We start from the raw sequence: 12,077 nt of genomic DNA on the forward strand, positions 1-12,077 counted from the left end.
CACCGCACCACCGCACCACCGCGCAACCGCGCAACCGCGCAACCGCGTAACCGCGCAACCGCACAACCGCACTGCCGCGCAACCGCACAACCGCACAACCGCACAACCGCACTGCCGCGCAACCGCACAACCGCGTAACCGCGCAACCGCGCAACCGCACGACCGCGCCACCGCACCACCGCGCGACCGCACAACCGCACCACCGCACAACCGCACCACCGCACCACCGCACAACCGCACAACCGCACCGCCATCGTCGCACCTGGCAACTCTCCGAATCGGCCCCCACATGTCCTCCCCAGCCGTGCGGCGCCAGGCGATCACTCACCTCCGCGACGTCGTGAGCCTGCCTTCCGCTCATGTTCCTACCGTGGAGGCCGCACCACGCCGCTCGGGTCGTGGAGCGAGCGATCGTCGAAGAGCGAGGGGGCGGCATGTCTGAACTCACGGTCAGGGTCGACCCCGAGACCGGGCGACTGGTGGCCGACCTGTCGCACTTCCTCGGGCGGACGAAGAAGGGAGTCGTCCGCGATGCGGTCCGGGCATTCGCGGAACTGCACGAACGCACCGTCCGCGGTGGCATGGCGCAATCGACCGATCGCGTGACCGCCGCAACCGACGCTGTGGATCGAGAGCGCCTCCTCGCCGAGGCAGGCGGAAACCTGATGGCACTGACGCTCCCCCAGCGCGTGAAGGTCGTTCGAACGGATCTCATCCGAATACTCGACGGGCACGGGGCCCGCAACGTGCGGCTCGTCGGACGCCTGGCCAGAGGAGAGGCGGCCGAGGCCGCCGACCTGCTCGTCGAGAGCGACCTGATCGACGGCATGGACTACGCCTCCGCGACGCACGACACGCAGCGTCTCCTTCGCACGACGGTGAACCTGCACGACGCCACCCGTCTCCGGCTCTTCGCCCCAGCGCGTCTGGCGGAGTTCGAGCGAGAAGCGGTGCCCGTCTGAGAAGCGGTGCGGTACGAGGCGGCGACGACCGCGCCTGTCGAACCGGTGCGGTACGAGGCGGCGACGACCGCGCCTGTCGAACCGGTGCGGTACGAGGCGGCGACGACCGCGCCTGTCGAACCGGTGCGGTGCGAGGCGTCGACGACCGCGCCTGTCGACCGGGTGCGGTGCGAGGCGGCGACGACCGCGCCTGTCGAACCGGCTCGGCGACGTTCGACACGACGGCCATGCCGGCCGCGGGCAGCGACTGGCTATCGTCGAACCCGGAAAGGGGTGCGCATGCACGGCAGCAGCGGAGGGACCTCCGGCACGGCGGGGTTCGACTTCTTCGGCGCCGGCGAGCTGCCGGCGCCCCACCTGCCGGTCGCGGAGGTCGCGCAGATCGTCCGCGCGCAGTGGCGCCTGGAGGCCGACCTGACGCCACTCGGCAGCCAGCAGGATCAGAACTTCCTCGCCCGCGCGGGTGGGGAGCCCGTCGGTGTCGTGAAGATCACGAATCCCGCCTTCACGTCCGTCGAGCTCGAGGCGCAGGAGCTGGCCGCGGCGCGCATCGCGGCCGCCGCCCCCGAGCTGCGCATCGCCACCACGACCACGGGCGCCCACGGCGTGCCGCGGTCGGTCGTCGCCGCCACGAGCGAGGGCCCGCGCAGCATCCGCATCATCCAGTTCCTCGACGGCGGCACCCTCTCGGGCGATGGATACCTCTCGCCCGCGGTGGTGCGTCGGCTGGGCGAGCTGGCCGGGCACACGAGCCTCGCGCTGGCGGACTTCGACCATCCCGGTCTCGACCGCGTGCTGCAGTGGGATCCGCAGGTCGCCGATCGGGTGGTCGACTTCGTCGCGCGGCACCACCCCGACGCGAGCCGGCGCCGGCAGGTCACGGATGCCGCAGCGGCGGCGTGGGCGCGACTGGCGGCCGTGGCGTCCGAGCTCCCCCGGCAGGCCGTGCACCTCGACCTCACCGACGACAACGTCGTGTGCGCCCCCGATCGGGGCGTCCGCCTCCCCGACGGGCTCATCGACTTCGGCGACGTGACCCGCAGCTGGGCCGTGGCGGAGCTGGCCATCTCGATCTCGTCGGTGCTGCACCACGCGGGCGCCGAGCCGGCGTCGGTGCTCCCCGCGATCCGGGCGTTCCACGACCTGCGCCCGCTCTCGCCCGACGAGGTGGCCGCGATCTGGCCGCTCGTGGTGCTGCGCGGCGCGGTCCTGGTCGTCAGCGGCGAGCACCAGGTGCAGCTCGACGGCGGCGGGAACGCATATGCCGCGAGCGGCATCGAGCGCGAGTGGCGCATCTTCGAGCAGGCGACGTCGGTGCCGACCGAGGTCATGACGGGCGTGATCGCCGCGCAGCTCGGCGTCGAGCTCCATGCACGGCACGATACGCGCGGCGCCGACGAGGCGCGCGCGGTCGAGCTTGGCGACGGCCGGAGTCGACCGCCCCTCGGTCGGCTCGTCCCCGACCTCGACGCCGCGGCGATCGAGCGGCTCGACGTGTCGGTCACGGGCGACGCCGTCGACGCGGGCGCCTGGCTCGACCCCCGGCTCGACGAGGACCTCGCGCGCGCCGCCACCGACGGATGGGCCGACGCCGCGGTGCTCCCCTGGCGAACTCCGCGGCTCACCGCGAGCCGCATCCACGCCGCGGCATCCCCCGCCACCGTCCCGACCGGGATCGACGCGTGGTTCGCCGAACCGCAGCAGCTCGCGGCACCGGGTGACGGCGACGTGGTCGCCGGTGCCGACGGGCGTCTCGTGGTGGCGCTCGACGCCGGGCTGCGGCTCGAGTTCGACGGCGAGGTGCAGGACCCGCCGGCGCCGGGCACCCGCGTCGGCGCCGGCGACGGGCTCGGCATCGCGGCATCCGGCGCTCGCCTGAGGATCCGCCTGCTGCACGCCGGCGCCCCGCCGGTGCCGCACCTCGTGCGGCCCGAGTACGCGGACGGCTGGCTCGCCCTCACGGTCGACCCGGGGCCGCTGCTCGGACTCGGGTGGACCGAGCCCGCCGCGGCATCCGATGCTGCAGCCGCGACCTCGCCCGCCGCCGATGCCGCCGCGCTCGTCGCGCGCCGCGACCGCAGCCTCGCCGAGGTGCAGGAGCACTACTACGACGCCCCGCCCCGCATCGAGCGCGGCTGGCGCGAGCACCTGGTCGGCACCGACGGCCGTGTCTTCCTCGACATGGTGAACAACGTCACGCCGCTCGGACACGGGCATCCGAAGCTCGCCGACGCCGTCTCCCGTCAGCTCCGCCGGCTGAACACCAACTCGCGGTTCAACTACGGCGCCGTGGTGGAGTTCTCCGAGCGCCTCGCATCGCTCGCGCCCGACCCGCTCGACACCGTGTTCCTCGTGAACTCGGGCTCAGAGGCCGTCGACCTCGCCCTGCGCGTGGCACTCGCCGCCACCGGTCGGCGCGATGTCGTCGGCGTGCTCGAGGCCTATCACGGATGGACGTACGGCTCCGACGCGGTGAGCACCTCGATCGCCGACAACCCGAACGCCCTTGCGACCCGACCCGACTGGGTGCACGCCGTCGACGCGCCCAACCCGTTCCGCGGCGTGCATCGAGGGGCGGATGCCGCGCGCTACGCGCCCGAGGCCGCCGCCCGCATCCAAGGCCTTGCGGCATCGGGCCGCCCGCCCGCGGCGTTCATCGCCGAGACCTTCTTCGGCAACGCCGGCGGCATCCCGCTGCCCGACGGCTACCTCGCGGAGGTCTACGCGGCCGTGCGCGAGAGCGGCGGCCTCGCGATCGCCGACGAGGTGCAGGCCGGGTACGGACGCCTCGGACACTGGTTCTGGGGCTTCGAGCAGCAGGGCGTCGTGCCCGACGTCGTCGCCGTCGCCAAGGCGGCGGGCAACGGCTACCCGCTCGGAGCGGTCATCACCAGCCGGGAGATCGCGGCGCGGTTCCGCTCGCAGGGGTACTTCTTCTCGTCCACGGGCGGGAGCCCCGCGTCGAGCGTGGCCGGCCTCGCCGTGCTCGACGCGTTCCGCGACGAACGGCTCCAGGAGAACGCCGCCGAGGTGGGCGGGCACCTGAGGCGCCGGCTCGAGGAGCTCGCGACGCGGCATCCGCTCATCGGCGCCGTGCACGGCCTCGGCCTCTACCTGGGCGTCGAGTTCGTGCGCGACCATGCCACGCTCGAGCCGGCGACGGAGGAGACCGCGGCCGTCTGCGACCGGCTGCTCGAGCTCGGCATCGTGATGCAGCCGACCGGCGACCACCAGAACGTGCTGAAGACCAAGCCGCCGCTGTGCCTCGATCGCGCCTCGGCCGACTTCTTCGTCGACACGCTCGATCGCGTGCTCACCGAGGGGTGGTAGCGCTCGGGCGCATCCCTAGACTGGGCGCGTGCTCCCTGCCGTCATCGTGCTCGCGATCGCGCCCGCGTTCCTCATCCTCGTGCTGGGGATCGTCGCGCGTGCCCTCGCCGCGCAGCGCGTGACCGCCCGGATCGTGCAGTACGCGCCCGAGCGGGGCGCCACGGTGCTGCGCGACGCGCTGCTCGTGAACGCCGACCGGCGGGCGGCATCCGCTGCACTCGTCGACCTCGCCGTGAAGCGCAAGGTGCGGCTCCTCGCGGGCTCGAAGCGCGAGCCGATCGGCGTGGAGATGGCGCCGAACGTGGTGCTCACCGCCGAGGAGGTCTCGCTGCTCGAGGCGCTCTTCGGTCCCGAGCACACGCCCGGCCGCGTGCGCCGCTTCTCGGCCGACCGACGCGCGCTCGGCGGCCGGTTGCGCACGCTCGTGCAGCACGCCGAGCACGCGCTGGCGCGCGACGGGCTCGTGACGCCGCGCCGCATCACCTGGCCCGGCATGACGCTCACGATCCTCGCCTACCTCGGCATGCTCGTCGAGGCGCTGTTCCTCGTGTTCGCGCTGGTCGACGGCGACTGGCCGGCCCTCATCGCGACGCTCATCGCGCTCGCGGCCACCATCGCGACGATCCTCGTCACGCCGTCGTCGTGGCGGCGATTCCTGCCGCCCGCGCGTCCGAAGCGCGAGCACCTCGAGGGGCTGCGGCAGTACCTCGCCCTCGCCGAGGCCGACCGGCTGCGGATGCTGCAGTCGCCGAGCGGCGCCGACCTGCTCGCGACGGATGCCGCGACCGCCGCGGGCTCGCCCGAGGCCGATGCCCCACTCGCCCGGTTCCACCTGCACGAGCGGCTGCTCCCCTACGCCGTGGTCTTCGGGCTCGAGCGCGAGTGGATCGCGAAGCTGCGGCTCGAGCACGCCGCCCTCGACCGCGGCAACCTCGACGCGCTCGCCGACGCGGTCGACGTGACGGCCGAGGTCGCGAGCGCCATCGACGCCGCGGGAGGCGTGCTCCAGCTCACGGCCGCGGTCGGCGAACTCGTCGACGCGAGCGGGGTGGTGGTCGACGGCATCGGCGGCATCTTCGAGGTGTTCAGCTCGTGACCGAGGAGACGACCATCACGGTCGACGTCGACGGCACGCCGGTCTCGGCGGTGTACAGCAGGCCGGCGGATGCCGCGGGCACGATCGTCGTGGCGCACGGAGCCGGCGCCGGCATGGAGCACCCGTTCATGTCGGGGTTCACGCGGGCGATGCACGACGAGGGATTCGCGGCGCTGCGCTTCAACTTCCCCTACCGCGAGGCGAAGCGGCGGTTCCCCGACCGACCGCCCGTCGCGATCGCGACCTGGCGCGCGGCGATGGCGGTCGCGGTTGAGCGCGCCGCCGCGGCGGGCGCGGGTGGCGAGCCGATCTGGGCGTCGGGCAAGTCGTTCGGCGGACGCATGGCGTCGATGGCCGTGGCCGAGGGGATGACCGCGGCGGGGCTCGTGTACCTCGGCTATCCGCTGCATCCGCCCGGCCGGCCCGAGAAGGCCCGCGACGAGCACCTGCCGGGCGTGACCGTGCCGATGCTGTTCCTGCAGGGGCGCAACGACCCGTTCGCGACGCCGAACGAGCAGCTCGACGAGGTCGTCGCCCGCATCGGGCCGACCGCGACGCTCGACTGGATCGACGGCGCGAACCACTCGTTCGAGGTGAAGGGCGCGAAGCGTCCGGCCGCCGAGATCGGCGCCTCGCTCGCGCCGCGCGTGGCGGCGTTCCTGCGCGCGCACCCGTCAGCCGACTGAGGTCGCGTCATCGGGCGCGCCGTCGGTTGCGTCATCGGGCGCGTCGGACACGCCGTCGGGCGCGTCGCCCTGGGCCTCGTCGGCGAACCTCGCCGCAAGGGTGATCCCGATCTCGCGATGTCGCAACAGGAACGCGCGCTCGTCGAGTCGCTTGCGCCGGAGCCATCCCGTGACCTCGTCGTTGCACTTGCTCGCATTGCAGGATCCGCAGGCGGGAGCGACGTTGTCGAGCGTGTATCGCCCGCCTCGCGAGATCGGCAGCACGCAGTCGCGCTGCAGCGGCCGGTCCTTCGCGCCGCAATAGGCGCAACCCGTCCACTCCGCCTGGAGCGCGACCCACTGCGCGTCGGTGAGGTGGTGCGTGACGCGCGCCATCCGTCGCTTGCGCCGGCGAGCGTACGTCGCCGTGCGGGTTCGACTGACCGCCATGGCGGCAGCCTAGGACGCGCCCGGTGTCGCGGCGGTCGCACGCGCCGACCAGCGCGCGAGGCGCCCTGGCGGGGCGCTACGGGATGAGGATGATCTTGCCGCGCACGTGCCCGGTCTCGCTCTGCCGCTGCGCCTCCGCCGCCTCGGCGAGCGGGTAGCGCCGGGCGATCTCGAGCTGGAACTCGCCCCCCGCGGCGAGCGCGGCGGCGAACGGCACCGCGTCGGCGCGCAGCGCGGCCTCCTCCGGCGTGAGCGGCACGGGGTTCCCGCCGCCCCACGCGCGGACGCCGAGCTCGGCGGCGCGGGCGCCCTGCACGATCGTGGCCACGCGTCGGTGGTCGGACACGAGCTCCTTCGACACCGCGATCGCCTCGTCGGTGCCTGCGGCGTCGAGGGCCACGTCGATGCCCTCGGGTGCCACCGCACGCACCCGGTCGGCGAGTCCGGGTCCGTAGGCCACGGGGATGGCGCCGAGCTCGCGCAGTCGCTCGTGGTTCGCCTCGCTCGCGGTCGCCACGACCGTCGCGCCCAGCCGCCGAGCGAGCTGGATCGCCGACTGGCCGACGGCGCCCGAGCCGCCGTGCAGGAGGAACGTGTCGTCGGCGTCGACGCCCAGGGACATGACCGCCTGATGCGCCGTGCCGACCGGGATCGGGATCGCGGCGGCCTCCTCCCAGCCGAGCTCCGAGGGCTTGCGCGTGAGCTTCGACGCGGCGACCACGAGCTCCGTGGCGTACGCGCCCGAAGCGCCCGAGACGATGACCTCGTCGCCGATGGCCCAGCCGTCGAGACCCTCGCCGACCGCGACGATGATGCCCGCGGCATCCGTCCCGACTCGACGCGGACCGTTCAGCGGCGGCGACGCCCGCTTGCCCGAGCGGATCTTCCACTCGATCGGGTTCACGCCGACGGCGCGCACCTCGACGAGCACCTCACCGCGCCCGGGCAGGGCGTGGGCGATCTCGCGGTACTCGAGGACCTCGGGTCCGCCGATGCGGTCGTACTCGATGGCGTGGGGCATGCGGGACCTCTCGTGCGTGGGCCGGGGGGACGACTCGGCCACACTACCCCGGGTCGGATCGGCGTCCGATCGGCGGTGACCGATCACGTCACAGGACGCGCGGGCGCGCTCCGAGCGTCCACGCAGGCGCCGACCCTACGCTGTGCGCATGCCCGAGACGAGCGGCCGCGCGCGAGGGTGGGTGCTGCCCGCCGCGGCGGGCGTGGCATCCGTCGTGTTCGGCGTCGGCGTCGGGGAACTCGCCGCGGCGATCCTCGCTCCCGCGGCGAGTCCGTTCGTGGTCGTGGGATCCCTCCTGATCGACCTCGCGCCGCCCTGGGCGAAGGATGCCGCGATCGCGCTGTTCGGCACGGCCGACAAGGCGGCGCTGCTCGTGGGCATCGGGATCGTGCTCGTCGCCGTGGCCGGCGCGGCGGGGGTGCTGGAGGCCCGACGTCCGCCGTGGGGGCGCATCGTGGTGGCGCTCATCGGCGTGGTCGGCGTGGTCGCGGCCACCACGCGCGCGAATGCGCCGATGCTCGCGTTCGCGCCGTCGGCCGTCGCAGCCATCGCGTCGATCATCGCGCTACAGTTCCTCATCCGCCGGCTGCCGGTGGCGGATGCCGCGACGGATGCCGCGCCTGCGCCTGAGACGGATGCCGCGACCGTTCCACGAGCGCCGACGGGTCCCGCCGACCGCGGCCTCGACCGCCGACGCTTCCTCACGTGGGCGGGCGGTGCGGCCGTGCTCGGCGCACTCGCCGCGGCGGGCGGCTACGCGCTGCAGGCCGGTGCGCGCGCCGTCACCGCGATCCGGGACACCATCACGCTGCCCACGCCGACGGCGGCCGCGACCGTGCCATCGGCTGCGGAACTGGACATCGAGGGCCTCGCCCCGGTCGTCACGCCGAACGCGCAGTTCTATCGCATCGACACCGCACTCGCCGTGCCGGCGGTGGACCCGTCGGGGTGGCGCCTGCGCGTGCACGGCATGGTCGACCAGGAGGTGACCCTCACGTGGGACGAGCTGCTCGCCCTCCCCCTCGAGGAGAGCGTCACGACCCTCGCCTGCGTCTCGAACGAGGTCGGCGGGGGACTCATCGGCAACGCGGTGTGGCTCGGCTACCCGATCCGCGAGCTCCTCGCTCGCGCGGCGCCAACCGCGGACGCCGACATGGTGCTCTCGCGCAGCGTCGACGGCTTCACGGCGTCGACCCCGCTCGCCGTGCTCGAGGACGACCGCAACGCGATCCTCGCGATCGGCATGAACGGGGACCCGCTGCCGCCCGAGCACGGGTTCCCGGTGCGCATGGTGGTGCCCGGACTCTACGGGTACGTCTCGGCCACCAAGTGGGTGGTCGACCTCGAGGTGACCCGATTCGACGCGGCAACCGCATACTGGACGGATCGGGGCTGGAGCGAGCGCGGGCCGATCAAGATCTCGTCGCGCATCGACGTGCCCCGCTCGGGCCAGACCCTGTCGGCCGGACCGATCACCGTCGCCGGCGTCGCCTGGAACCAGCACGTCGGCATCGAGGCGGTCGACGTGCAGGTCGACGACGGCCCCTGGCGGCCTGCCACGCTCGCGACCGCGATCTCGATCGACACGTGGGTGCAGTGGCGGTACGACTGGGATGCCCCCTCGGGCACGCACACGCTGCGGGTCCGTGCGACCGGGGCCGACGGCGAGGTGCAGACCTCCGACGTGCGGGGCGTCGTCCCCGACGGCGCCACGGGCCTCGACGAGCGCACCGTCGACGTCACCTGACCGGATGCCGCCCCCAGCGCTCGTGCTGCCGCCATGCCCCCGGTTACTCAGTCCTGCGAGCTCCGACCCACGTTCCTCCGAGTCGTGACTCGCCCTCCACATTGCGCGATGACGCTCGTTCGGAAACAGGCCCGACCCCCGCAATCGAGTACCCGCCCTCGCCGATGTTGAATCCGAGGGAGGTTTCTCTCCGCAAGTCGGCACCACTTGGGCACTTGGGCACTTCGGCACTTCGGCACTTCGGCACTTCGGCACCGAGAGGCCGGGAGGAACATTGCGGCGGCGGAACGACATGACGGCAGCGGAGATCTGCCAGTGCCCGCGCGGTCAGTGCCGGTGCGCGGCATCGAGAGGAACATGACTGGTGAACAAGTCGATCAAGCTGGATGAGCGCACCGACCGGCTCGTCACGGACCTCGCGTACTTCCTGAGGTCTTCGAAGAAGTCGATTCTTCACGACGCCGTGGCCGAATTCGCGGAGACCCACCACCCAAGGCTTCTGGCGACGCTGAACGCGGCGGGTGGTGCCGGCGCTGTGGAGGCGGGGCCGGGGGCAGCCGGCGAGACCACCAAGGACGGTGTCACGTCGCGGGAGGGCACGGGCAGCGGCGACGGATTCGCGGGGGCAGGGTCAGGCGCGCTCGCGGGAGCAGGAGCAGGAGCAGGCGCGCTCGCGGGAGCAGGAGCAGGAGCAGGCGCGCTCGCGGGCGCAGGAGCAGGCGCGCTCGCGGGAGCAGGGGCGGGCGCGGGCGCGGGCGACGCGACGTTCGAGGTGCTCGACCCGTGGGATCGGCTGGCGCTGCGGCGGCGGGAGCTGCTGCGCCGGTTCGCCGAGCATGGCGGCACCGACGTGTGGGTGCTCGACCCCGTCAACGAGGACGCGGCCTCCGACGAGTCGGCCCCCACACGGATCGTGCTCCTCGCCGAGACGGATCCGGTCGATGGGAGCGGGGCCGTGCCGGCGCTCGAGGAGGTCGCGCGTCGTGTGCTGGGCGTGCACGTGACGGTCGTGTCCTTGACCGCGCTGCGGATGTTCGGGTCGGGGCGCGTCGATCGGGCGCTCGCGGAGTCGCGGCCGCTCTGAGCGATAAGCGGCCGCAGGCTGGCCCCGTCCGGTGCGGGGCGAGCCCGGTCAGCGAGCCGTGTAGCCGCCGTCGACCAGGTGGTAGCTGCCCGTGATGAAGCTCGCCCCGTCGCTCGCGAGGAACGCGACGAGGTGCGCGACCTCATCGGGCTCGCCCAGCCGGCCGAGCGGGTGCATCCCGGCGAGGAACTGCTGGGCGTCCTCGTCGAGGTTCGCGTCGACGAGCGGCGTCTTGATGAACCCCGGTCCGACCGAGTTCACCCGCACGCCCCGGTCGGCGTACTCGAGCGCGGCGTTCTTCGTGAGGCCGACGATGCCGTGCTTGGCCGTGACGTACGCCGACGAGTTCGCGAAGCCCACGCTGCCGAGGATCGAGGCGATGTTCACCACGGCACCACCGCCGTTGGCGGCGATCGCGGGCAACTGGCGCTTCATCCCGTGGAAGATCGAGTTGAGGTTGACGTCGATGACCTTCGCCCAGCCGTCGTCGGGGTACTCCCCGATCAGCACCGAGGGCCCGCCGATGCCGGCGTTGTTCACTGCGATCCGCAACGGCGCGAGCGCGTTCGCGGCGTCGATCGAATCGTCGATCCAGGCGGCGTCCGTCACGTCGCCCACGGAAGCCGCAGCGCGGCCCCCCGCGTCGTTGATCTCGGTGACGACGCTCGCCGCGTGGTCGCCGTCGAGGTCGTTGACCACCACCGCCGCGCCGCTGTCGGCGAGCCGCAGGGCGATCGCCCGCCCGATGCCGCTGCCGGCACCCGTCACGATCGCGGAACGTCCGGAAACGTCGTAGACAGCCATGTGGAGTCCTCCTCGGGTGGTCGGGGTCGGACCCGGTCGATCCGAGTCGACCCTCGGTCCACGCTACGGCGGATGCCCACAGGACCGAAGGCCGAACGTCACATCGGGAGGCGGCGTGGCCGGCGCACGATGATCGGCGACCCAGTCGCCACGAAGGCCGAGGTCGGCGGCGCCGAGAGCACCTCGCCGAACGCCGCACCGTAGAGCGCCGCGAGGTCGCCCTCGACGAGACGCTCCCCGACCGGATGCACGCGCCAGCGCGGATGCTCCACCCGGTACTCGACGGTGCCTCCGTCACGCTGGGCGGCGTAGCCCCAGTAGTGCTCGGTGATGAACTCCTCCTCCGAGCCCGCGGCGATCTCCGCCGCCGGCGCGCTCACCAGGCAGCGCATCCGGAACGCATCTCCCGAGGCGCGCCAGCGGTATTCGACGACGCCGCCGGTCGGAATCCGCCCATCGACGAGATCGACCTGATGCGACATCCGCACGGCCCGATACCGCTCTTGGTACAGCACTCGCGCCACGGTCGCGATCGCCCACCGCGGCACGAGCTCCTGCACGAAGACGACGCCGCGGCGCACCTCGCCGTCGAGGTCGCGACGCACGTAGAAGCGGAGGTTGACCTCCTCGAAGGTGCGGTGGAACGGCACCGGGACACCCAGCACCCGGGTGTCCCGGAACATGAACCCGACGAGGCTCACCTGCGGCGTTCCGGCGTGGGCGTCGAGTTCGGTGCCGCGCGGCACCAGCGGCTCCAGCAGCTCGGCGGGGCACGCGAAGTTCAGCATCGCCAGATCGGTCCACCGGCCGGTGAGGAACCGGCCGGGCGGCTTCGTCGCTCGGGGATCGGCGATCACGTGCTCACGCTAGCGCGCGGCACGGAAGCCGGGGCGTCCGCCCGGCGGGACCTTCGACCCC

General features: G+C 73.2%; 10 protein-coding genes. 6 read left to right on the forward strand and 4 right to left on the reverse strand.

Going from position 1 to position 12,077, the window contains the following annotated elements; all coding sequences use genetic code 11:
* Positions 1–434: 434 nt before the first annotated feature.
* From EV187_RS14845 to EV187_RS14860, 4 genes are all read left to right on the forward strand, one after another.
* Complete coding sequence (locus EV187_RS14845; protein ID WP_130353816.1) at positions 435–962, forward strand: hypothetical protein; 528 nt, start codon at positions 435–437, stop codon at positions 960–962.
* A gap of 279 nt (positions 963–1,241) precedes the next feature.
* Positions 1,242–4,292 carry an aminotransferase gene (locus EV187_RS14850; RefSeq protein ID WP_130353817.1) on the forward strand — a complete coding sequence of 1,017 codons (3,051 nt, stop codon included), beginning with the start codon at positions 1,242–1,244 and terminating at the stop codon, positions 4,290–4,292.
* Positions 4,293–4,320: 28 nt separating this feature from the next.
* A complete protein-coding gene (locus EV187_RS14855; protein ID WP_130353818.1) occupies positions 4,321–5,388 on the forward strand; it encodes a DUF2207 domain-containing protein in 1,068 nt (355 codons plus the stop codon).
* Positions 5,385–6,074: an alpha/beta hydrolase family protein gene (locus tag EV187_RS14860; RefSeq protein ID WP_130353819.1), complete on the forward strand. Its 690-nt coding sequence runs from the start codon at positions 5,385–5,387 to the stop codon at positions 6,072–6,074. The genes EV187_RS14855 and EV187_RS14860 overlap by 4 nt, the downstream gene beginning before the upstream one ends.
* Here EV187_RS14860 and EV187_RS14865 read toward each other — a convergent pair.
* Positions 6,063–6,503 carry an HNH endonuclease gene (locus EV187_RS14865; protein ID WP_130353820.1) on the reverse strand — a complete coding sequence of 147 codons (441 nt, stop codon included), beginning with the start codon at positions 6,501–6,503 and terminating at the stop codon, positions 6,063–6,065. The two genes, EV187_RS14860 and EV187_RS14865, sit on opposite strands and share 12 nt — an antisense overlap.
* A gap of 76 nt (positions 6,504–6,579) precedes the next feature.
* On the reverse strand, positions 6,580–7,524 hold the full coding sequence (locus EV187_RS14870) for an NADP-dependent oxidoreductase (RefSeq protein WP_130353821.1): 945 nt from the start codon (positions 7,522–7,524) through the stop codon (positions 6,580–6,582).
* Positions 7,525–7,672: 148 nt separating this feature from the next.
* Here EV187_RS14870 and EV187_RS14875 point away from each other — a divergent pair, with 148 nt between their 5' ends.
* A complete protein-coding gene (locus EV187_RS14875; RefSeq protein ID WP_130353822.1) occupies positions 7,673–9,271 on the forward strand; it encodes a molybdopterin-dependent oxidoreductase in 1,599 nt (532 codons plus the stop codon).
* A 364-nt stretch (positions 9,272–9,635) separates the two neighbouring features.
* Entirely contained in the window at positions 9,636–10,355 is a 720-nt protein-coding gene (locus tag EV187_RS14885; RefSeq protein ID WP_130353824.1) for a hypothetical protein, read from the forward strand.
* Between the two features lie 48 nt (positions 10,356–10,403).
* Here EV187_RS14885 and EV187_RS14890 read toward each other — a convergent pair whose 3' ends face one another.
* Positions 10,404–11,159, reverse strand: a complete 756-nt coding sequence (locus EV187_RS14890; RefSeq protein ID WP_130353825.1) for an SDR family NAD(P)-dependent oxidoreductase — start codon at positions 11,157–11,159, stop codon at positions 10,404–10,406.
* A 98-nt stretch (positions 11,160–11,257) separates the two neighbouring features.
* Positions 11,258–12,016 carry a YqjF family protein gene (locus EV187_RS14895; protein WP_242609621.1) on the reverse strand — a complete coding sequence of 253 codons (759 nt, stop codon included), beginning with the start codon at positions 12,014–12,016 and terminating at the stop codon, positions 11,258–11,260.
* Between the last annotated feature and the right edge of the window lie 61 nt (positions 12,017–12,077).

The sequence above is a fragment of the Agromyces ramosus genome (genome assembly GCF_004216665.1).
Taxonomy (GTDB): domain Bacteria; phylum Actinomycetota; class Actinomycetes; order Actinomycetales; family Microbacteriaceae; genus Agromyces; species Agromyces ramosus.